Source organism: Streptomyces sp. NPDC052012, from assembly GCF_040689265.1.
In the GTDB taxonomy this organism is placed as follows: domain Bacteria; phylum Actinomycetota; class Actinomycetes; order Streptomycetales; family Streptomycetaceae; genus Streptomyces.
The window spans coordinates 45,299-66,587 of the sequence record NZ_JBFAXA010000028.1; the positions used below are offsets into that span (position 1 = coordinate 45,299).

The following is a 21,289-nucleotide window of genomic DNA, read 5'->3' on the forward strand; positions in this document are numbered from 1 at the left end:
GTCACGCTCCCTTCTTCGCGCGGCGTTCGGTGGGCTGGGTCACCCGGTCGAGCATCAGTCCCAGGCAGACGATCGCGGCGCCGGCCACCAGTCCGGTCGCCAGGTCGCCCTGGGCGAGGCCGAAGACGACGTCGTAGCCGAGCGCTCCGCCGCCGACCAGGCCGCCGATGATGACGACGGCGAGGACCAGCACCACGCCCTGGTTCACGGCGAGCAGCAGCGCCGGCCGGGCCAGCGGCAGCTGGACCTGGCGCAGCTGCTGGCCGCTGGTCGCCCCGAGCGAGCGGGCGGACTCCAGCGCGGCCGGGTCGACCTGGCGCAGTCCCTGGGTGGTGATGCGGACGACGGCGGGCAGTGCGTAGACGATCGCGGCGGCGACGGCCGGGGCGCGGCCCACCCCGAACAGCGCGACGACCGGGATCAGATACACGAACTGCGGCATCGTCTGGAAGACGTCCAGGACCGGACGCAGCAGGCGCTCGACGCGGTCGCTGCGGGCGGCCGCGATGCCGGTCGCGAAGCCGATGACGAGGGTGACCGCGACGGCCGCGAGGACCTGGGAGAGCGTGTCGAGGGACTGGTCCCACACGCCGAGCACACCGATCGCGGCCATGGCGAGGACGGCGGTCAGCGCGGTGCGCCAGGTGCCGATGAGCCAGGCCAGGGCGGCGACGGCGAGCAGCACCGACCACCACGGCAGCCACTGCAGTCCGTCGCGCAGCGGGTCGAGCACCCAGGTCGTGAAGCGGGCCGCCCAGTCGGCGGTGCCGCCGATCACGGGCACGCCCGAGTACAGGTGGGCGGTCATCCAGTCGACGGCCCGGTTGACCGGCTCGGCGATGCCGACGATCCAGCCGGCGGGCCACTCCAGCCGGCCCGCGAGGCGTCCGGCGACCGCGACGGCGACCGCCGCGGCCAGGGCGGACAGCCACAGCACACGGGCGCCCTGCGCGGGCGCCTGTCCGAGCCGCGCGCCTGCCGCGCCGGTCACGCGGTCGAGGACGACGGCGAGCAGCACGATCGGGACACCGGCCGCGAGCGCGGCGCCCACGTCGACGGAGGCCAGCGCCTGGTAGACGCGGTCGCCGAGACCGCCGGCGCCGATGACGGAGGCGATGACCGCCATCGACAGCGCCATCATGATCGTCTGGTTGAGGCCGAGGAGGAGTTCCTTGCGGGCCAGCGGGATGCGGGCGGTCAGCAGCCGCTGACGCGCGGTGGCGCCGAGCGACTCGACCGCCTCCAGCACCTCCTTGTCGGCGCCGCGCAGCCCGAGCGAGGTCAGCCGGGCCATCGGCGGGGCGGCGTAGACGACGGTGGCGAGGACCGCCGCGGGCACGCCGATGCCGAAGACCAGGACGACGGGCAGGAGGTAGGCGAACGCGGGCAGGACCTGCATGGTGTCAAGCACCGGCCGCAGGACGCGGTCCATACGGTCGGACAGTCCCGCGGCGAGTCCCAGCAGCGCGCCGACGAGGACGGACGCGGCGACGGCCACGACCATCAGCGCGAGCGTCTGCATGGTCGGCACCCACATGCCGAGCAGGCCGCAGGCGAGGAACGCGGCGGAGGTTCCGAGCGCGAGGCGGACGCCGGCGACGCGCCAGGCGACGAGCCCCGCGACGGCGGTCACTCCCGCCCATCCGACGGCGAGGAGGGCGAGGTAGACGGCGCGTACGGCGATGACGACGGCGTTGCTGACGTGGCCGAAGAAGTAGAGGAAGAGCGGGTGGGAGTCGCGGTTGTCGATGATCCAGTCGCTGGTGGTGGCGAGGGGGCCGGAGACGTCGACGGTGAGGGCGTCGGGCCAGGTGCCGGTGGACCAGCGGGTCGCTGCGAGGGGGACGAGGATCGCGGCGATGAGGGCGAGCGCGAGGAGCTTGCGGGCGGCCCGGTTCTTCAGGATGCCCGGCGGGGACGTCTTCTGGGTCGTCGCGGTGATCGTTGCCATCAGACCGGCTCCTCGCCGGCCGCCGTGCCCGCCACTACGGCGAGCAACGCGTCCGCGTCGACCACTCCCAGGCAGCGGCCCTGCTCCATCACCCGGGCCGGGCTGCCCGCGCGGGCGACTGCCTCGATGGCCTCCGAGACCGTCGCCTCGGGGCGGACGGCCGGGCCGGTGCCCGCCTCGTCCGCCGACGTGGCGGGGCGCATGGCCGTACGGACCGTCATGACCTGCTCGCGCGGGACGTCACGGACGAACTCGCGGACGTAGTCGTCGGCGGGCGAACCCACGATCTCCTCGGGCGTGCCGAGCTGGACCACACGGCCGTCGCGCATCAGGGCGATGCGGTCGCCCAGCTTGAGCGCCTCGCTGAGGTCATGGGTGATGAAGACCATCGTGCGGCCCTCCTCGCGGTGCAGCCGGACCACCTCCTCCTGCATGTCGCGCCGGATGAGGGGGTCGAGCGCGCTGAACGGCTCGTCGAAGAGGAGGACTTCCGGGTCGACGGCGAGGGCGCGGGCGAGTCCCACGCGCTGGCGCTGCCCGCCGGACAGCTGGGCGGGCCGGCGCTGCTCCATGCCCTCCAGGCCGACCTTGGCGACCACCTCGGCGGCCTTGGCGCGCCGCTCGGCCCTGCCGACGCCCTGGATCTCGAGGCCGTAGGCCACGTTGTCGAGGACGGTGCGGTGCGGGAGCAGGCCGAAGTGCTGGAAGACCATGGCGGCGCGGTGCCGGCGCAGCTCGCGCAGCCGTGTCCTGTCCATGGCGCGGACGTCCTCGCCGTCGATGGCGATGGTGCCCGCGGTCGGCTCGATGAGGCGGGTGAGGCAGCGGACCAGCGTGGACTTGCCGGAACCGGACAGGCCCATGACGACGAAGACCTCGCCCTTGCGGACGTCGAAGGAGACGTCCCGGACGGCGGCCGTGCAGCCGGTGCGGGAGCGCAGCTCGGCCGGGTCGAGTGCGGTGAGCTCGGGGTCGCCGGGGATCCGGCCGGCCTTCGGGCCGAAGACCTTCCACAGGCCGTCGACGGAGAAGACGGGGGCCGAGCCCTCGGTGGCGGTGGCGGCCCCGGTGACGGCGGTGGCGGTGGTCGTGGTCTGTGCGGCGGTACCCATCACGCATCACCACCGATCAGGTCGACGGCTCGCTCCCCGACCATCAGTACGCCGATCATCGGGTTGACCGCGGTCATCGTCGGGAAGACGGAGGCGTCGGCGATGCGGATGCCCTTCAGGCCGCGGATGCGCAGCTCCGGGTCGACCACGGCGAGTTCGTCGGTGGCGGCGCCCATCTTGCAGGTGCCCGCGGGGTGGTAGACGGTGTGGGCGACCTTGCGGGCGTACTCGCTGAGCTCCTCGTCGCCGGTGACGTGCGGGCCGGGGGCCACCTCGCGCTTGAGCCAGCCGGCCAGCGGCTCGCTCCTGGCGATCTCACGGGCGATGCGGATGCCGTCGACGAGGGTGCGGCCGTCGTAGTCGTCCTCGTCGGTGAAGTAGCGGAAGTCCAGCGCGGGCTTGACCTCGGGGTCGGCGCTGGTGAGGTAGAGCCGGCCGCGGCTCTTCGGCTTGGGGATGTTCGGGGTCATGGAGACGCCGAACTCGGGCCGCTGGTAGCCCAGTCGCTCGGGGTTGTCCGTGAACGGGATCTGGTAGAAGTGGAACATCAGGTCGGGGCCCGCGTGTTCGGGGTCGCGGCGCACGAACAGGCCGGCGTCGGAGTCCATCGCGGAGTTCTCCGGGATGGGTCCGTTCGTCTCCCACACGATCACCGACTCGGGGTGGTCGAGCAGGTTCTCGCCGACACCGGGCAGGTCGTGCACCACGGGTATGCCGAGGGCTTCGAGATCGGCCCTGGGACCGATACCGGAGTGCAGCAGCAGCCGGGGCGAGTCGACGGCGCCGGCGCACAGCACGACCTCGTTGCGCGCCCGCACCAGGATCTCCTCGCCGCCCTTGGTGCGCACCTGGACGCCCTCGGCGCGGGTGCCGTTCAGCTGGAGCTTGTACGCCCAGGTCTCCAGCATGATCGTGAGGTTGGCCCGCTCGTCCATCACGGGGTGCAGATACGCCACGGAGGCCGACGACCGCTTGTTGTTCTCGGGGTGGTAGGCCAGGTCGAAGAAGCCGACGCCCTCGTTGAACGGCTTCCGGTTGAAGCCCTCGATGCGCGGCACTCCGAGGGCGGCCTGCGCGGCGTCCACGAAGTCACGGGCGATGGCGTTGCGGTCCTTCTCGTCGACCGGGACGATGTTGTTCTTCAGCCGCGCGTAGTACGCCTCCATCTGCACGGCGCCCCAGCCCTTGGCACCGGCTTCCTCCCACTCGTCCCAGTCGGACGGCAGCGGCTTGAACGCGATGAGCGTGTTGTGCGAGGAGCAGCCGCCGAGGACACGGGCCCGGCTGTGCCGGATGTGCGAGTTGCCGCGCGGCTGCTCGGTGGTTGGGTAGTCGTAGTCCAGCTCGCCGCCGAGCAGGCCCATCCAGCGCCGCAGCGTCAGCACGTCGTCCCGGCCCACGTCACTCGGGCCGCCCTCGATGACGGCGACGGTCACGTCCGGGTTCTCGGTGAGCCGGGAGGCGATGACGGAGCCTGCGGTGCCGCCGCCGATGACGACGTAGTCGAATTCTCGGGTGTGCTCGGGCATGGGAGGTACTCCTCTGGGGACTTGAGATCGGGGTGGATCGGATTCCTGGGCTTGCTGGGTTGTCGAGTCACAGCGGGGCGAGGCCGGGTGCAGGCGGCTCGGGGAAGGGCGGGGCAGGGGGTCGGGGCGGAGAGGGCCGGGGTCCGGGGTTCGTGGTCCGGGTCCGGGGAGTGCGGTGTCCGGCGCAACTCCCGGCCCACGTTCCAGCGTTCGCCCAGGACTCCCGGTCCCGGCGCTACGGCGCTCGCTGCCACCGCCCGCCCAGGGCTACGGCGGCGGCCTCCACCCGGTCCGGGGCTACGACGTTCACCGTCACCACCCGTCCGGGGCCACGACGTTCACCCGCCACGCCTGGTCCGGTGCCGCGGCGGTCACCGCAGCACCCAGGCAGCGATCGGCACCGGCGTCGGCGCGCACCGAGGGCGCCGCGAGCCCGGCACCACGGGGACGACCGGCACCCGCGCTCCCGCGCTCCGCGCCACCCGCCGTCGCGGCTCAGCCCGCGAACCAGCGCACCGGCTTCGGCGCGAGGTTCTGGTACACGTGCTTGGTCTCGCGGTACTCGGCGAGGCCGGCGGGACCCAGTTCGCGGCCCACTCCGCTCTTGCCGAAGCCGCCCCACTCCGCCTGGGGGAGGTAGGGGTGGAAGTCGTTGATCCACACGGTGCCGTGGCGCAGCCGTGCGGCCACGCGCCGGGCGCGCCCGGCGTCGGCGGTCCACACCGCGCCGGCCAGCCCGTACTCCGTGTCGTTGGCGAGCGCGACGGCCTCGTCCTCGGTGCGGAACGTCTCGACGGTGAGCACCGGCCCGAAGACCTCCTCGCGCACGACCCGCATCTCGCGGTGGCAGTGGTCGAGCACGGTCGGCTCGTAGAAGTAGCCGCCCTCGGGCCGCTCGGCGGACGGCTCGGGCCGTCTGCCGCCGGCCCGCAGCACCGCGCCCTCCGACAGCGCGGAGGCGACGTACGCCTCCACCTTGGCGCGCTGCTGCTCGGAGACCAGGGGCCCGCACTCGACACCCTCCGCCGTGCCGCGTCCGAGGCGGATCTTCTCGGCCCTGCGGGCGAGTTCGGCGACGAAGCGCTCGCGCACCGACTCCTCGACGATGAGCCGCGCGCCCGCGGAGCAGACCTGCCCGCTGTGGATGAACGCCGCGTTGAGGGCCTGGTCGACGGCCGTGTCGAAGCCCTCCTCGGTGGCGCAGGCGTCGGCGAAGACGACGTTGGGGTTCTTGCCGCCCAGTTCGAGGGCGACCTTCTTCACGCTCGGCGCGGCGGCCTGGGCGACCTTGACGCCGCTGACCAGTCCGCCGGTGAAGGAGACCAGGTCGACGTCGGGGTGCTCGGCGAGCCGGGCACCGACCGTGTGGCCGGGACCGGTGACGATGTTGGCGACCCCGGCCGGGAGACCGGCCTCGACCAGCAGGTCGATGAGCGCGACGGTCGTCAGCGGAGTGATCTCGCTCGGCTTGATCACGAAGGTGTTGCCCGCGGCCAGCGCGGGCGCGATCTTCCAACTGGCCTGGAGCAGCGGATAGTTCCAGGGCGTGATCATCGCGCACACGCCGACGGGCTCGTGCACGACGACGCTGTGGATGTCGCTCGACCCCGCGTCGACCACCCGGCCGGGCGCCTCGGCCGCGATCAGGTCGGCGAAGTAGCGGAAGGCGTCGGCGACACAGTCGATGTCGACGCGCCCCTCCTCCACCGTCTTGCCGGCGTCCCGGCTCTCCAGCAGGCCCAGCTTCTCCCGGTCCCGCACGAGGAGTCCGGCGACGCGGCGCAGCAGCGCGGCCCGCTCAGCGGCCGGCGTGTGCGGCCAGGGGCCCTCGTCGAAGGCACGCCGTGCGGCGGCCACCGCGAGGTCGGTGTCCTTCTCGTCGCCCTCCGCGACCACGGCGAACGGCAGCGCGTCCGCGGGGTCGAGAATCTCGCGTGTGGCCCCCGAGACGGCCGCCCGCCACTCGCCCCCCGCATGGATGGTGTCGCGCGCCTGAAGTTCCGTACTGTCCGCCATGATCGGTTACTGCCTTCCGTTCCTGTTCAACGCCCGTGTGTCACACAGGTGTCACCCACGGGACCGGGTGCTCCTGCCCCTCGGCCCCGCATGCATGCGCGATTTCCCGCCGAACGTGCCCCGCGTCACGGACAATACGGACATGACGGAAGAAAGAACCCAGGCCGTGAGCGTGTGGTGACGAGACGTGCCGCCCCGGTGGCAGGTCAGCCGCCGCAGGTGGTGGACGGCGGGCAGAACACGCTCAGCGCCGTCCGCAGCAGCTCCCGTTCGTCGTCCCGGCCGTCGGCGTCCGCTCCGTAGGCGGCGACCGCGTACAGCTTTCCGTCCGCGGCCTCGAAGCGTTCGTCGACGACATGCCAGGTGCCGACGTCGGGCTCGCCCTTGATCGAGTCGGCGAGGTACTCCAGCCGGGAGCCCGTGAAGTCGCCGTCGTCCAGGTTCTCCAGGGAGAGCTCGGTGAATCCGGGGGCCTTCGGCACGGCGTCGGACAGGAACAGCTCGTGCGACGCGTCCGGGGACGCCTCCGACACCTCGAACACCTGGAGCCGCCGCTCGCCGTCCGGGCTGCGGTAGTGGACCACGTCCATGCCGAACTGCGAGGGCACGGTGGAGCGGGTCCACCCCGCGGGGCGGGCGATGGTGAAGCCCTCGGGATCGGCGTACGACTCGAATCCGGCGGGAAGATCGCTGTTCAGGGCGGACGGCGAGCCGGAGGGGGTCTCCTGCGCCCCGGGGTCCGCGGCCGACCCGGAGCCGGCGTCGCCGGGCGTCCGCGACGCGCTCGCGGAGACCGACGCGTTGCCGTCGTCGGCCCGCCCCTGCGGCCCTTCACCGTCTCTGACGACCAGCGTCACGACCAGCCCCACGACCACACCGACCGCGGCGGCACCTCCCACCACGGCCCAGACCCTGCGGGCCCGACCGCCCGACCCGGGCCCGGGAACACCGGGCGGCGGATAGCCGGGCCCGGACGGGTAGCCGGGCCCGGACGGATAGCCGAGCCCGGGCGGCGAGTGATCGGGCCCGGGCGGCGGGTGACCGGGCCCGGGGGCCGGCGCCCCGGAACCCGGCCAGGACCCGGCACCCGGCGCGCCGCCGGGCCCCTGAATCCCGGTGAGGGTGGGCGAGTGGGCGAGATCGGGATGCAGCGGCGGCGCAACCGCGGCCGGCCCGGCATCGCCGACAGCCGGTGAGACGGACTGCCCCCCATGGGCATCCGCGGCGCTGCCGCTCCGCGGCGCCCCCGGGCCTCCCGGCGCCGGCGACGCAGCGGGCCACAGGCCCGGGCCACCGTCACCCCCGGCCCCCGAGGCGGACCGACCGCCCCCGCCCTCGTCCGCCCCGGCGGCACCCGCTGCTCCGGGACCGGACCGGCTGCCCCCGGAATCCGCACCGGACGCGACATCCGCCCTGGCACCGGCACCCGCATCGGCATGGGAGCCGGGCGCATGGGAGCGGGGCGGGCGGGCGTCGGTGGCCGGGCTGTCGTCTTCGGGCGCCCCCGCACCGGCAGCCCGTGCCCCGTCCGGGCTCGCGGGCGGCCCGCCCTGGGGCCCACTCGCCCCGCCGTCCTCGACAGGCCCTGGACCCGGCCCACCGGCCCCCTGGCCGCCCCCGGACGCCGAGTCACCCGCCTCCTCCCACCGCTGGGTCTCCTCGTTCCAGTACAGCGGTCCGGTGCCCGTGCCCATCAGATCCCCCTCGCCTCCGTCACCTCACCCGTGATGTTCCCACCCGCGTCACATCCCGAGCAGCCCCGCCACGGTGCCCGCGGAGGCCAGCAGGGCCGTCAGCGCCTGGGCGTCCGTGAGGAGGTCCCGGAGTCTCTGCAGCCGGCTCGGGCCGGCCGCGCCGGTGCGGTTGATCTCCTCCTCCGTGTCCGCGAGCGCCGCGTCGAGCTCCGCCGTCTGCTCGCTCTGCCGCACCCGGCCGCTCGACAGGTCCGCCCGCAGTTCACGCACCGCTCGCAGCAACTCCTCGGCCGCCTCGTCGCGTTGTGCGGGCCCGCCGTGGTGGTGGCTCTCCGCGCGCGCGTGGCTGCCGATGGCGAAGGTGCTGCCCGAGACATCCCCGATCCGGACGTTCGGCTCATCGCTTGCCATGGCTCGCGGTTCCCTTCTGCGACCCGGGGCCGCCGCTGGTGGCGCTGGCGTGCTCGCCGATGGCGAAGGTGGACCCCTCGACCCGGTCGATGTGCACGGCGCCGTTGCTGATGTTGACGATCTTCTGGACGAACTCACCGGTCTCGTACCCGGCTTCGGACAGCGCGAGCCGCACTCCGCGCCCGATGCGGTCCTGAACGCTGCGCAGATACCGGGCCACGTCCATCTCCTGGAAGGTGGACCCCGTGTCCACCGAAGCCAGTTCCCGCACGGACAGCGACGGGCCCTCGGGCAGCGCGCTCGCCTGCCCGCCGATCAGCAGCCGCCACCCGTACACCGCGCCCCGGCCGAGGGTGACGAGCGCCCGCCCGGCGGAGCCCGGCACCAGCACCACGGCGGCGACGGCCTTGCCGAAGGCACTGCTGGTGCGGAACCGGTGCGCGGTGCGGTCCGCGTCCTTGAACTCGGCGACCACCGGGGTCAGCACATGCGGGGCGACCTCCAGCATGAGCATCCGGCCCTGGGTGTGGATGCGGACGTAGACGGTGACGACCAGTTCCTCCTCCCAGCCGCCGACGCGCACGCGCAGGAAGTGCCGCCGCTTCTCCCCGCCCTCCTCCACCGACCGCAGCCGGTGCTGCTCGAACTGCTCGGGCGCGTAAGGCGCCTGGTCCCGGCCCGTCAGGCCCTCGACGGGCAGGAACACGCACTCGTCGATCTCCAGCCGCCGCAGCCGGTCGCGTACGGCCGTGCCCGCGTAGGCGGCGGGGATCCGGAGCTGTTCGAGCATGGGCCGGATCCGGTCGAGGATCGCCCGGTTGTTGATCGGCTGCTGCTTCTTGTCCTCGTCCGGCCTGAGCTCGACCGCGAGCACCCAAGTGTCGTACGGCGCGCCCGCCCCGCAGAACGGCCCGGCCTCGTTGTACATGATCAGCGGGGCGTGCTGCTCGCGTCGGATCAGGCCCGTCAGCCGTCGGAAGCGCAGCCCCTCCACCTGTTCCGCGGGGTCGTTCGCCACGTCCGGGAACTGCCGCGGGGAGAGTTCCGCGGCGAGCACCCGCGCGAACTGCCCGCGCCGCGCCGCCTCGCACAGCGCGATCAGCACGAAGACGGCGATCGCGAACCAGGCCTGCCACGGCTCGACGACCTCGGCGAACAGATCGGCGAACGGCGCCAGGAGCTCACCGGCGTCGGACGATCCGAACCCGTCCCCGGAGCCGTAGGGATCGTAGGAACCGTAGGGGTCGCCGTACGCCGACCCGGAGCCGTCCTCCCCGTCGGCCCCGAAGGCCACGCTCACGACGAGGAAAAGCCAGAACGCGAACATCACGCGGCCCCACCAGCGTGCGAGGAACGCGGCGAACAGCCGGTACAGGGGCTGTCGCGCGCCCCGCCCCCTGATCCACGGAGCGAGCGCGAGGAGCAGGCTCGGCCACACCAGGCCCGCGAGCAGCCAGCCGCTCAGCGGCATGCCGACCACCCACAGCCCGAGGATCGCGGCGGACCACAGCAGCTCCTGCCGCCGGGCGCGCAGCGCGTGCGCGAGGACGCGGGCGGCGTCGAAGCCCAGCGAGGGCGCCACCACCCGCTGCTCGTTCAGGTACAGCTCCTCGATCACGCGGTCGCGGTAGGCGGGGTTCAGATACGCGCCCGCGCACAGCAGCCGCGTCGCCTCACTGGCGTACGGCGGGGTGGGCGGGGGCTCGCCCGGCGCCTGGGTGGCGTCCGGCAAGTGGTGCGGTTGCTGCGGCACGTGTGCGGTGCTCACTCCGAGTCCCCCGATGCGCAAGCGTCTGCTGTGACAGGCGAATTGATGGCCCATCAGCATAAGGGAGGTGCGAGACCCGGGGAAACCGGAATGTCAAGCGCGGACCCCTGTGATCCCGGTCAACCTCTGGCCATACCTCGAGACCTTTGACTAAAGTCAAAGAATGACGAAGTCAGTGTCGACGGAGCAGGTGGCGGCCTTCCGCCGCTTCAACCGCTCCTTCACCCGCCGCATCGGGGTGCTGAACGATCACTACCTCGGCCAGGACCGCCCGCTCGGCGAGGCACGCCTCCTCTTCGAGATCGCCTCGGCGGACGCACCGGAGGGCGTCTCCCTGCGGGAGCTGCGCACCCGGCTCGGCCTGGACGCCGGGTATCTGAGCCGGATGACCAAGCGGCTCCAGGACCAGGGCATGGTGCGGCTGACCGCGCACCCGCAGGACAACCGGCTGCGCATGGTCTGCCTGACCCCGGCCGGACGCGTGGAGGTCGAGGAACAGAACCGCCGGGCCGACGCCCTCGCCGCCGGCGTCCTGCGGGGCCTGGACCCCGGCCAGCGGACCCGTCTCACCGAGGCGATGACGACGGCGGACCGCCTCCTGCGCCTGGCGGCGATCACGATCGAGCGCGTGGACGGCCACGCCCCGGATGCCCGCACCTGTCTGGACGCCTACGCCGACGAGCTCGCCGCCCGCTTCCCGGAGGGCTTCGACCGCGCGGACCTGGTCACCCCGGACGAGGTCTCGGGCGAGGCGGGCGCCTTGTTCGTCGCGTACGAGGAGGACCGCCCGGTCGGCTGCGGGGCACTGCGCCGCCTGGCGCCCGGCGTGGGCGAGATCAAGCACGTCTGGGTCCACCCCGTGGCCCGTCGCCTGGGCCTGGCCCGCCGCATCCTCGAAGCGCTGGAACACGAGGCCCTGCACCGCGACTGGCCGGTCGTCCGCCTCGACACCCACGCGAGCCTCACGGAGGCGCAGGAGATGTACCGGTCGTGCGGCTACACGGAGATCCCGGCCTACGCGGAACACGTCTACGCCAGCCACTGGTTCGAGAAACGGCTCACGCCCCGGAACGGCATCGAGCGGAAGCAGGGGTAGAAACGACGGGCCCCGCACCGGCCGGAACCGGTGCGGGGCCCATGCCCGAGCGGGGTGGGATCAGATGAGGCCGAGGCCGCGGACCGCCTCGCGCTCCTCCGCGAGCTCCTGCACGGACGCGTCGATGCGCGCACGCGAGAACTCGTTGATCTCCAGGCCCTGGACGATCTCGTACTTGCCGTCCTTGCAGGTGACCGGGAAGGACGAGATCAGGCCCTCGGGGACGCCGTAGGAGCCGTCCGACGGGATGCCCATGGAGACCCAGTCGCCCTCGGGGGTGCCGTTGACCCACGAGTAGATGTGGTCGATGGCGGCGTTCGCGGCGGACGCCGCCGAGGACGCCCCGCGGGCCTCGATGATCGCGGCGCCGCGCTTGGCGACGGTCGGGATGAAGTCCTCGGCCAGCCACTTCTCGTCGTTGACGACCTCGGCCGCGTTCTTCCCGGCGACCGTGGCGTGGAAGATGTCCGGGTACTGGGTCGCGGAGTGGTTGCCCCAGATCGTGAGCTTCTTGATCTCGGAGACCGGGACGCCGGTCTTCTTCGACAGCTGGGTCAGCGCGCGGTTGTGGTCCAGGCGGGTCATCGCGGTGAAGCGCTCCGCCGGTACGTCCGGGGCGGCGGCCTGGGCGATCAGCGCGTTGGTGTTGGCCGGGTTGCCGACGACCAGGACACGGATGTCGTCCGCGGCGTGGGCGTTGATGGCCTGGCCCTGCGGCTTGAAGATGCCGCCGTTGGCCTCGAGGAGGTCGCCGCGCTCCATGCCCTTGGTGCGCGGGCGGGCGCCCACGAGGAGGGCGACGTTGGCGCCGTCGAAGGCCACGTTGGGGTCGTCCGTGATGTCGATGCCCTGGAGCAGCGGGAACGCGCAGTCGTCCAGCTCCATGGCCGTGCCCTCGGCCGCCTTCAGCGCCGGGGTGATCTCCAGCAGGCGCAGCTTGACCGGCACGTCCGCGCCGAGCAGCTGGCCGGAGGCGATGCGGAAGAGCAGGGCGTAACCGATCTGGCCGGCCGCGCCGGTGACGGTGACGTTCACGGGAGTGCGGGTCATGGCGTTCTCCGTATGACAGCTGGCGGTGGGGCGTCCCTGCCCCGCTACGTTTGATCGATCTCTTGGTATCAAGAGATCCATCCAGCGGTCAGGCTATCGCGCATCCGGCATGTGGGACGGCCGGGCTCCCTGTGGCCCGCCCCACAGAGTGACCGGGACGTACCCGGCCGGACGCACGAAAAGGCGGCCGCCCGTCCGGGAGAGGGGGGACTGAGGCGGCCGCCGTCGGGGACCGACCGTGCCGGACTCCCGTGGGGGTACGTTTCGCGTGCCCGTCTTCCGGCCGGTCATGCCTGTCCTCACGGATCCCGCACGAATTGGTCCCGGGTACCGGTCGCGGACCGGGCCCGGGACAGGGAACGGGGGCGTGAAAGGCCGGGGACCGCGCCCCGGCCCGCCTCACTCCGTGCAGCCCTCCTCGCCGGAGGCGAGCACCGCGCAGGCCTTCGCGCCGGACTCGCTCTCGACCGCCACCATCGCGGTGTACGTCACCGTGTCACCGGTCTCGGTGATGGTGTCGCTCTCCTTCGCCTTGCCCGCGGTGATCTCGACCTTGTCCCCCTCCGCGGCCTGCGTGATACGGCCCCACGCGGCGCCGCAGGTCTCGCTGTAGCGGACCTCCACGGTGGCGGTGCCGACGGTCGCCGTCTGCGCCGTGGTCACCAGGTCGCCGCTGCAGCCCATGGCCTCGGCGTCCTTGCCGGTGCAGCTGTCGCCGCTGCACTTGACCCCGGCGGGCAGGTTGGCGTCGGTGGTGACGGTCGGCGACGGGGACCGGTCGGTGCCGGTCGTCTTCTTGTCGTCGCCCCCCGTGACGTAGAACGCGGCGGCGATCACCACCAGGACGCCCACGGCACCCGCGAGGAACGTCCCCGTCCGCCGCTTGCCCTTGCCGCCCGAGCCGCCGGAGCGGTTCTGGTTCGCCGAGCCCCGGGGCGGCACGGCGGCCGCGCGTCCGTCGGGCCTGGGCGGGGTGGCGGGGCCGGCGGCACCGGGGCGGGCCTGCGGCGAGGATCCCGCGTAGCCGCCGGAGACACCCCAGGAGTTCGCCCCGGAGGAGCCCTCCTGCCGGGTCTTGCCGGAGGCGCTGACGTCCGAGGCGCTCGGCTGCGGCGGCACGCTCGGTGCGACCCCGGCCGGCCCGGCGACCCCCGGTCTCGGCGCGGCGCCCTTGCGCGCCTTGCTCCCGGTCGACGGCCCGGCGAGCTCGCTGAGCGCGGCGCGCGCCTGCGAGATCCGGATCGCCTCCATCGTCATGTCGTGGCGCATCTCCGAGCGGCTCCAGGCGCGCTCGGCGAGCTCCCACATCGTCGTCAGGTGCACCGGGTTGGTCCCGGTGACCTCGGCCAGGGCCACGATCGCGCCCTTCGGTGCGAGCAGCCGGCCGTTGAGATACCGCTCCCAGGACGTCTTGCTGTAGCCCGTGCGGTCCGAAACGGACGCGACGCTCAGGCCACTGCGGTCCACGACCCGCCTGAGCTGGCTCGTGAACTCCCTGATCTGCGGATCGAGCTCATCCGGCAAGGCCTTCCAACGAGGCATTGCTTCCCCCCTCTTCCCCCCGGTTCGTGCTGTTTCGTTCCTCGCGCATGGTGCCCTTGGCCGAGTCCTCGTTCTGGTTACCCACAGGGATGCCGCCAGTAAGGATCTCAGTTCCCGGGGTGGGGGCGCACGGGAGCATCAGGGCCGCGGGCGTGCACCGTCGCACGCCCCCTCGCTTGCGGTCCAGTGTCCCACCGCTCTCCCCCTCCGCCGAACACAACCCGGCACATGTGCGTGGGACACCCCGGACCGTCCCGAATGTCCACGCTAGCCCCGCCGACGAACCACTTCCGGGCAAATCCGCGAACTTGTCAATACATCGACACACAGCAACCACATGTACGAACACGTAAAAAACTGCCGTCACGCTCATCCCACCGAAGGAAGATCCCGGCTCTGTCCGAGGATTCCGGGGGACGTAGCGGAACGGTCACTTCCGTGCCACAGCGGCCGGACAGGCGTTGAACAGGCACTTCACCGTGCAGGAGGGTTGTTCCCGGCGGCGGCCCGTCCTTCCACGGGGGTGAGGACGGGCCGCCGTTCGTCCACGGAGGACCCGGTCTAGCCGCTGACCGTGAAGTGGAGCGTGTCCTTCAGGAACGGAAGCTCGAGCAGCGGGTCCGGCTGCATCATCAGCGCGAGCAGCACGATCGCCGAGCCCAGGACGCCGTACGTGACGATGTCGGTGAAGCGGGAGCGCACCGCGAGCATGCCCACGTCCGGCACCAGCCAGCGCAGTGCCGCGCCGGTCAGCAGGGCCGCGCCGATCAGCAGGGTGCCCCAGCGGAACACGTCCAGCGCGGTCAGCAGCAGCCCGAGACCGACCGTGAGCAGCACGGCGAGGATCGGCCACTGGCGGGCGGGCGCGGGGGCGTCACCGGGCGCCGCCCGGCCACCGCCCTCGGGGCGCGCGGTGTCCCGGGTGAACAGCGGGAACCGACGCGTCGTACGTCGCGGCGTGCCCTCGGCATCAGGCGCACTGACGGGGTCCCGGACGGTGATGCCCTCGCCGGCTTCGTCACCACCGGCGCCCTCACCGCCGGCCCGCGTCTCGGAGACCTCGGTGGACTCGGTGGCGTCGGCCTGCGCCTCGGTGCCGGGCCGGGGGGCTTCCTCGGACCGTGTGGCCTCCTCGCCAGTCGGCTGTGCCGGGCCGGGCCGCTGCCGCGTGCGCGGGGTGTCCTGCTCAGCCGGCACTGCGCTCCGCCGCCTCGACCACGTTGACCAGCAGCTGGGCCCGGGTCATCGGGCCGACACCGCCGGGGTTCGGGGAGATCCAGCCGGCCACCTCGGCCACGTCGGGGTGGACGTCGCCCACGATCTTGCCCTCGGCGCTGCGCGAGACGCCGACGTCCAGCACGGCGGCACCCGGCTTGACGTCCTCCGCGCGGATCAGGTGAGCGCTGCCCGCCGCGGCGACGATGATGTCCGCGCGCTTGAGGTGGGCGGACAGATCACGCGTGCCGGTGTGGCACTGGGTCACGGTGGCGTTCTCGCTGCGCCGCGTCAGCAGCAGCGGCATCGGGCGGCCGATGGTCACCCCGCGGCCGACGACCACGACCTCCGCGCCCTTGATCTCGACGCCGTAGCGGCGCAGCAGGGTGAGGACGCCGTTCGGGGTGCAGGGCAGCGGGGCCGGCTCGTTCAGGACCAGGCGGCCCAGGTTCATGGGGTGGAGCCCGTCGGCGTCCTTGTCCGGGTCCATCAGTTCGAGGATCCGGTTCTCGTCGATGCCCTTCGGCAGCGGCAGCTGGACGATGTAACCGGTGCAGGCGGGGTCCTCGTTGAGTTCCCGCACCACCGCCTCGATCTCCTCCTGCGTGGCCGTGGCCGGAAGTTCGCGCTGGATGGAGGCGATGCCGACCTGGGCGCAGTCGCGGTGCTTGCCGGCGACGTACTTCTGGCTGCCGGGGTCGTCCCCGACGAGGATCGTGCCGAGGCCGGGCGTGACGCCCTTCTCCTTCAGCGCCGCCACGCGGGCGGTCAGATCGGACTTGATCGCGGCTGCGGTGGCCTTGCCATCGAGAATCTGGGCGGTCATGGCCCCCATCCTCCCGGATGACCGGGCCCTGGTTCCAATCCGCCCGGATGACGGGCGGCCGTGACGTCGCGATCGCGAGGGCGATCACGTTCCGCCCGTATCCGACCAAGATCAGAGATGTTGCACTTGCACAACACATACGGCCTGCGGCTGGACAAGCAAGAGACCGGTCAAGAACGATGAGTCGCACAGTGCCGCGGGCAGAACCGGGGGGACGGACCGCATCTGTAGAACTTCCTCCGAGCCGTGGCTCGCGTCGTCCCCGCACCTGAGCGACAACGGAGGAACAACCGCCATGAGTTTCGGCGACCCGAACAACCCCTACGGGCAGCCGCCCCAGCAGCCCGGTCAGCCCGGCTACGGCTACCCCCAGCAGCCCGGTCAGCCCGGTTACGGTTACCCCTCGGCCCCGCCGATGCAGCCCTACGGCGGCATGCCGGGCGGCCCGGCGGAGATGCCCGGCACGGTGAAGGCAGCCCGCGTGATGCTGTACGTGCTCGGCATCTGCCAGGCCATCGGCGGTGTCGCGATGATGGCCGCCAGCGCCTGGTTCGCCGACTACTTCGAGGACGCCGTCTCCTCCGACCCGAGCATCTCCACGGAAGACGCGGACACCGTCGCCAGCATCGGCGCGGGCGTCATGATCTTTTTCGGTGTGATCGTCCTGGGCTTCGCCGTCTGGGGGATCCTCAACGCCGCCAAGTTCTCCAAGGGCCGCGGCGGTGTGCGCGTCTCCTCGATCGTCTACGCCTCGATCGTCGTGCTGTTCAGCGTGATCAGCCTGCTCGGCGCCAACGTCTTCGCCCTGATCAGCCTGATCCTCGGCATCCTGATCATCGTGTTCTGCGCCAACAAGAACGGCGGCTACTGGTTCAACCGGCCGCAGTACTGAGCCGGTCGGCCACGCGCGGGTACGGGCGCGCTTCTCGTCCGGACGCCTTTCTCGCGCGTTTCTCGCCAATCACGTCACAGGGCCGTGTCTCACCCGTTCGAGGGGGACACGGCCCTGGTGCGTCGCCCTAGTCTGGGCCCGGGGAGTCGTCGGGCACGGGGAGACGTCGGGCACGGGGAGACGCACCTTGTATCGCATCATCGCCGTACCTCCGCCGACCACGGGGGACGAGGAGTGACCGAGGCCTACGCCGTGACGGTGCCCAAGGGGTACCGGATCGGCGGGTGGGAGGTGCGCGAGCCGATCGCCACCGGGGCGTTCGGCAGCGTGTACGCCGCGAGACGCGTCGGGGAGGGCGACGAGGCGCTGCCCCGGGTGGCGGCGCTCAAGTTCCTGCCGACCGGCACCGGTACGCCCCGCCGGCTGACGCATCTGCGGGAACTGGTCGAGCGCGAGGTCGCGTTGCTGCGGCGGCTGCGGCGGCCCCGGCTGATCCGGATGTACGAGACGCTCACCGTCGACGATCCGGGGCGGCCGGAACTGGACGGTGCGACCGTGCTGGTGCTGGAGAGGGCGGAGCGGTCTCTGGCGGGCCTGCTCGCCGCCTCGCCCCGGCCGCCCGGCTGCGGTCCCGCGCTGCTGGAGCAGGTGTGCGAGGGGCTGGTCCAGCTGCATCGGGCGGGGTGGGTGCACGGGGACCTGAAGCCGGCCAACGTGCTGCTGATGGCGGACGGTTCGGTGCGGCTCGCGGACTTCAACATGGCCGCCGAGCTGGAGGGCACCCACGCCTACACGCCCGCCTTCTCCACCCCCGACTACACCCCTCCCGAGCTGCTGTGGTCCGAGATCGGCGAACGGGGCCGCCGGATCCGGCCGTCCGCCGACGTGTGGGCCTTCGGCGTCCTCGCCCATCTCGTGCTCACCGGCGCCTTCCCGCTGCCCGGCGCCACTCCGGCGGTCCGCCGTGACGCGGCCGTCGCGTACGCGCGCGGGACGGACACCCTGCGGCTCTCGCCCGAACTGCCGGACGCCTGGCGGGAGATCGTGCGCGCCTGCCTGGCCAGGACCCACGCCGGCCGGATCGGTGCGGAGGCGCTGCTGCGGCGGGTGCGCACGGCGGCCGGGTCCACGGGACGCGGGCCGTTCCGGTCGCGCAAGCGGGTGCCCGGGCCCCGGCGCCCGTTTCCCGCGCGGTCCCGGCGCGTCGCCGTCGCCGCCGCGGTGGCCGCCACCACCGCCATGGCCGCCCTCGGGTACGGCATCAGCGTCTGGGCCGGGGACGCGCCGCCGGCCGGGGGCGCCGCGCGGGCCGGCTCGGCCGCCTCCTACGGCGCGGACGAGCTGCGCACCGACCGCGGCGTGCCGTCCGCGTACCGGCTGCTGATCGTGGAGACCGCGCACGACTGCGGACGCGAGGGGGTCACCCCGGCGCTGATCGCCGCGATGCTGAAGGTGGAGAGCAACTTCGACCCGAATCTCTCCGACCCGGCCAAGGACGAGTACGGCATCGCCCGCTGGACCCCGAAGGTGCTGCGCTGGTGGATGAACGAGGACGGCACTCCCGGTGAGACCGTCCCCGAACCGCCGTTCCCGCCCGCCGAGTCCATCCCGGCGATGGGCCGCTACCTGTGCTGGATCGCGCCCCGGCTGGAGTCCGGCCTGCCCGGGGACCGCCGGGTGCTGCTCGCCGCCGCCTACCGGACGTCGTACCGGAAGGTGAACGACGCCGGCGGTGTGCCCCCGAAGTACCGCGACTACGCGAACCGTGTCGCCCACTATCTGAAGGAGTACACACCGCCGGGTGAGAAGTGAGCCCGTCGTCAGTGGAAGAAGTGCCGCGTGCCGGTGAAGTACATCGTCACGCCGGCCTTCTTCGCGGCCTCGACGACCTGCTCGTCACGGACCGAACCGCCGGGCTGCACCACGGCCTTCACTCCGGCCTCGGTGAGGATCTCCAGGCCGTCGGGGAAGGGGAAGAACGCGTCGGAGGCGGCGTACGCCCCCTGCGCGCGCTCGGCGCCCGCGCGCTCCACCGCCAGCTTGGCGGAGTCGACGCGGTTGACCTGGCCCATGCCGACGCCGACGGAGGCGCCGTCCTTGGCGAGCAGGATCGCGTTGGACTTCACCGCGCGGCAGGCCTTCCAGGCGAAGGCCAGCTCGGCCAGCTCCGCCTCGGACAGGGCCTCACCGGTCGCGAGCGTCCAGTTGGCCGGGTCGTCGCCCTCGGCCTGGAGCCGGTCGGCGACCTGGAGCAGCGCACCGCCGTCGATCGGCTTGACCTCGACGGGGGCGGTGGGACCGCCGGCGACGCGCAGCACGCGGATGTTCTTCTTCTTGGTGAGGGCCTCCAGCGCGCCGTCCTCGTAGCCGGGGGCGACGATGACCTCGGTGAAGATCTCCGCGACCTGCTCGGCCATCTCCTTGGACACCGGACGGTTGACCGCGATCACACCGCCGAACGCGGACAGCGGGTCGCAGGCGTGCGCCTTGCGGTGCGCCTCGGCGACGTCCGCGCCGATCGCGATGCCGCACGGGTTGGCGTGCTTGATGATCGCGACGGCCGGCTCGGCGTGGTCGTACGCGGCACGCAGCGCGGCGTCGGTGTCCGTGTAGTTGTTGTAGGACATCTCCTTGCCGTGCAGCTGCTCAGCCTCGGCGAGGCCGCCGGTGCCGGAGACGTACAGCGCGGCGGGCTGGTGCGGGTTCTCGCCGTAGCGCAGGGTGTTCTCGCGCGTCCAGGTGGCGCCGAGGAAGTCGGGGAACTGCGAGTCGTCGACCGGGGCGTACTCGGAGGCGAACCAGCTCGCGACGGCGACGTCGTACGCGGCCGTGTGCTGGAAGGCCTCCGCGGCGAGCCGCTTGCGGGTGGTGAGGTCGAAGCCGCCCTCGCGGACCGCGGCGAGGACGTCGGCGTAGCGGGCGGGGCTGGTGACGACGGCGACGGAGGGGTGGTTCTTGGCGGCGGCGCGCACCATGGAGGGGCCGCCGATGTCGATCTGCTCCACGCACTCGTCGGGCGTCGCACCGGAGGCGACGGTCTCCCGGAACGGGTAGAGGTTGACGACGACCAGGTCGAACGGCTCGACGCCGAGGTCCTTCAGCTGCTGCTGGTGGTCGGCCAGCCGCAGGTCGGCGAGGATGCCGGCGTGGACCTTCGGGTGCAGTGTCTTGACCCGGCCGTCCAGGCACTCGGGGAACCCGGTGAGCTCCTCGACCTTGGTGACCGGGACGCCGGTGGCGGCGATCTTCGCGGCCGTGGAGCCGGTGGAGACCAGCTCGACGCCGGCCTCGTGCAGACCGCGGGCGAGGTCCTCCAGACCCGTCTTGTCGTAGACGCTGACGAGCGCCCGTCGGATGGCCCGCTTGTTGCTCTCGGCGGTCACTGGATAACTACCTTTCGTCCCTCAATGCGATAGCCGTTGCGGGCGAGCCGCCCCACGACCTCGACGAGCAGCCTTCGCTCGACTTCCTTGATGCGCTCGTGCAGAGCGCTCTCGTCGTCCTCGTCCCGGACCTCCACCACGCCCTGCGCGATGATCGGCCCGGTGTCGACGCCGTCGTCGACGAAGTGGACGGTGCAGCCGGTGACCTTGGCGCCGTACGCGAGCGCGTCGCGGACGCCGTGGGCGCCGGGAAAACTGGGGAGGAGCGCGGGGTGGGTGTTGACGAACCGGCCGCCGAAGCGGGCCAGGAACTCCTTGCCCACGATCTTCATGAACCCGGCGGAGACGACCAGGTCGGGCTCGTACGCGGCGACGGCCTCGGCGAGGGCGGCGTCCCACTCCTCGCGGGTCGGGTGGTCCTTGACCTTGCAGACGAAGGTCGGCAGCCCGGCGCGCTCGGCGCGGGCCAGCCCCTCGATGCCCTCGCGGTCGGCGCCGACGGCCACGATCTCGGCGCCGTACGCCTCGGCGCCGGTGGCGGCGATCTCGTCGAGGAGCGCCTGGAGGTTGGTGCCGGAGCCGGAGACCAGCACGACGAGGCGCTTGGCCACGGTGGAGCCCTTTCTCGGAGAGCGTCTTTGTAGAGTCGTACGAATGCTTCGGGCCCTCGGATACGGGGAAGCCTACGAAGCGGCCGACCGTCAGCAACGATACCGGCACACCAGGCATCCCCCACGGGACGGGGGCATGACCGGCAGGTAGCGTCTGGAGGGGAACGGGCCGAGGACCGGGCCGGGGAACGGA

General features: G+C 72.5%; 16 protein-coding genes. 3 read left to right on the plus strand and 13 right to left on the minus strand.

The window, feature by feature from the left end; genetic code table 11:
• Nucleotide 1: 1 nt before the first annotated feature.
• From AB0412_RS31140 to AB0412_RS31170, 7 genes are all read right to left on the minus strand, one after another.
• Nucleotides 2-1,951: an ABC transporter permease subunit gene (locus tag AB0412_RS31140; protein WP_366405936.1), complete on the minus strand. Its 1,950-nt coding sequence runs from the start codon at nucleotides 1,949-1,951 to the stop codon at nucleotides 2-4.
• Nucleotides 1,951-3,063: a betaine/proline/choline family ABC transporter ATP-binding protein gene (locus AB0412_RS31145; RefSeq protein ID WP_366405937.1), complete on the minus strand. Its 1,113-nt coding sequence runs from the start codon at nucleotides 3,061-3,063 to the stop codon at nucleotides 1,951-1,953. The genes AB0412_RS31140 and AB0412_RS31145 overlap by 1 nt, the downstream gene beginning before the upstream one ends.
• Nucleotides 3,063-4,592, minus strand: a complete 1,530-nt coding sequence (locus AB0412_RS31150) for a GMC oxidoreductase (protein WP_366405938.1) — start codon at nucleotides 4,590-4,592, stop codon at nucleotides 3,063-3,065. The genes AB0412_RS31145 and AB0412_RS31150 overlap by 1 nt, the downstream gene beginning before the upstream one ends.
• A gap of 495 nt (nucleotides 4,593-5,087) precedes the next feature.
• Nucleotides 5,088-6,608: an aldehyde dehydrogenase family protein gene (locus AB0412_RS31155; protein ID WP_366405939.1), complete on the minus strand. Its 1,521-nt coding sequence runs from the start codon at nucleotides 6,606-6,608 to the stop codon at nucleotides 5,088-5,090.
• A 206-nt stretch (nucleotides 6,609-6,814) separates the two neighbouring features.
• Nucleotides 6,815-7,510 (minus strand): hypothetical protein, encoded by a 696-nt coding sequence (locus AB0412_RS31160; protein ID WP_366405940.1) that lies wholly within the window; start codon nucleotides 7,508-7,510, stop codon nucleotides 6,815-6,817.
• 840 nt (nucleotides 7,511-8,350) lie between these two features.
• The gene (locus tag AB0412_RS31165; protein WP_366405941.1) at nucleotides 8,351-8,713 is read right to left on the minus strand and encodes a hypothetical protein; all 363 of its coding nucleotides are present in this window, start codon (nucleotides 8,711-8,713) and stop codon (nucleotides 8,351-8,353) included.
• Entirely contained in the window at nucleotides 8,700-10,481 is a 1,782-nt protein-coding gene (locus tag AB0412_RS31170) for a hypothetical protein (RefSeq protein ID WP_366405942.1), read from the minus strand. The genes AB0412_RS31165 and AB0412_RS31170 overlap by 14 nt, the downstream gene beginning before the upstream one ends.
• A 163-nt stretch (nucleotides 10,482-10,644) precedes the next feature.
• Here AB0412_RS31170 and AB0412_RS31175 point away from each other — a divergent pair, with 163 nt between their 5' ends.
• Complete coding sequence (locus tag AB0412_RS31175; RefSeq protein WP_366405943.1) at nucleotides 10,645-11,577, plus strand: helix-turn-helix domain-containing GNAT family N-acetyltransferase; 933 nt, start codon at nucleotides 10,645-10,647, stop codon at nucleotides 11,575-11,577.
• A gap of 60 nt (nucleotides 11,578-11,637) precedes the next feature.
• On the opposite strand, the gene AB0412_RS31180 is transcribed toward AB0412_RS31175, so the two are convergent.
• The 4 genes from AB0412_RS31180 to AB0412_RS31195 form a co-directional block, all read right to left on the minus strand.
• On the minus strand, nucleotides 11,638-12,627 hold the full coding sequence (locus tag AB0412_RS31180) for a malate dehydrogenase (RefSeq protein ID WP_366405944.1): 990 nt from the start codon (nucleotides 12,625-12,627) through the stop codon (nucleotides 11,638-11,640).
• A gap of 399 nt (nucleotides 12,628-13,026) precedes the next feature.
• Nucleotides 13,027-14,169: a DUF2690 domain-containing protein gene (locus tag AB0412_RS31185; protein WP_366405945.1), complete on the minus strand. Its 1,143-nt coding sequence runs from the start codon at nucleotides 14,167-14,169 to the stop codon at nucleotides 13,027-13,029.
• A 561-nt stretch (nucleotides 14,170-14,730) separates the two neighbouring features.
• The gene (locus AB0412_RS31190; RefSeq protein WP_366405946.1) at nucleotides 14,731-15,366 is read right to left on the minus strand and encodes a DUF3017 domain-containing protein; all 636 of its coding nucleotides are present in this window, start codon (nucleotides 15,364-15,366) and stop codon (nucleotides 14,731-14,733) included.
• Entirely contained in the window at nucleotides 15,356-16,210 is an 855-nt protein-coding gene (locus tag AB0412_RS31195; protein ID WP_366405947.1) for a bifunctional methylenetetrahydrofolate dehydrogenase/methenyltetrahydrofolate cyclohydrolase, read from the minus strand. Before AB0412_RS31195 ends, AB0412_RS31190 begins: the two co-directional genes overlap by 11 nt.
• 295 nt (nucleotides 16,211-16,505) lie before the next feature.
• Here AB0412_RS31195 and AB0412_RS31200 point away from each other — a divergent pair, with 295 nt between their 5' ends.
• Together AB0412_RS31200 and AB0412_RS31205 are read left to right on the plus strand one after the other, a co-directional pair.
• Complete coding sequence (locus tag AB0412_RS31200) at nucleotides 16,506-17,102, plus strand: hypothetical protein (protein ID WP_366405948.1); 597 nt, start codon at nucleotides 16,506-16,508, stop codon at nucleotides 17,100-17,102.
• A gap of 234 nt (nucleotides 17,103-17,336) precedes the next feature.
• The gene (locus AB0412_RS31205; RefSeq protein WP_366405949.1) at nucleotides 17,337-18,914 is read left to right on the plus strand and encodes a protein kinase; all 1,578 of its coding nucleotides are present in this window, start codon (nucleotides 17,337-17,339) and stop codon (nucleotides 18,912-18,914) included.
• 8 nt (nucleotides 18,915-18,922) lie between these two features.
• Here the strand turns inward: AB0412_RS31205 and purH are convergent, their stop codons facing one another.
• Both purH and purN read right to left on the minus strand, forming a co-directional pair.
• A complete protein-coding gene (gene purH / locus AB0412_RS31210; RefSeq protein ID WP_366405950.1) occupies nucleotides 18,923-20,485 on the minus strand; it encodes a bifunctional phosphoribosylaminoimidazolecarboxamide formyltransferase/IMP cyclohydrolase in 1,563 nt (520 codons plus the stop codon).
• Nucleotides 20,482-21,096 (minus strand): phosphoribosylglycinamide formyltransferase, encoded by a 615-nt coding sequence (gene purN / locus AB0412_RS31215; protein ID WP_366405951.1) that lies wholly within the window; start codon nucleotides 21,094-21,096, stop codon nucleotides 20,482-20,484. Before purN ends, purH begins: the two co-directional genes overlap by 4 nt.
• Nucleotides 21,097-21,289 lie beyond the last annotated feature (193 nt).

Excerpts from the sequence above, each read along its gene's own strand:
- AB0412_RS31140 (WP_366405936.1), bottom strand. The coding sequence starts at position 1,951 with ATGGCAACGATCACCGCGACGACCCAGAAGACGTCCCCGCCGGGCATC.
- AB0412_RS31145 (WP_366405937.1), bottom strand. The coding sequence starts at position 3,063 with ATGGGTACCGCCGCACAGACCACGACCACCGCCACCGCCGTCACCGGG.
- AB0412_RS31150 (WP_366405938.1), bottom strand. The coding sequence starts at position 4,592 with ATGCCCGAGCACACCCGAGAATTCGACTACGTCGTCATCGGCGGCGGC.
- AB0412_RS31155 (WP_366405939.1), bottom strand. The coding sequence starts at position 6,608 with ATGGCGGACAGTACGGAACTTCAGGCGCGCGACACCATCCATGCGGGG.
- AB0412_RS31165 (WP_366405941.1), bottom strand. The coding sequence starts at position 8,713 with ATGGCAAGCGATGAGCCGAACGTCCGGATCGGGGATGTCTCGGGCAGC.
- AB0412_RS31175 (WP_366405943.1), top strand. The coding sequence starts at position 10,645 with ATGACGAAGTCAGTGTCGACGGAGCAGGTGGCGGCCTTCCGCCGCTTC.
- AB0412_RS31180 (WP_366405944.1), bottom strand. The coding sequence starts at position 12,627 with ATGACCCGCACTCCCGTGAACGTCACCGTCACCGGCGCGGCCGGCCAG.
- AB0412_RS31185 (WP_366405945.1), bottom strand. The coding sequence starts at position 14,169 with ATGCCTCGTTGGAAGGCCTTGCCGGATGAGCTCGATCCGCAGATCAGG.
- AB0412_RS31195 (WP_366405947.1), bottom strand. The coding sequence starts at position 16,210 with ATGACCGCCCAGATTCTCGATGGCAAGGCCACCGCAGCCGCGATCAAG.
- AB0412_RS31200 (WP_366405948.1), top strand. The coding sequence starts at position 16,506 with ATGAGTTTCGGCGACCCGAACAACCCCTACGGGCAGCCGCCCCAGCAG.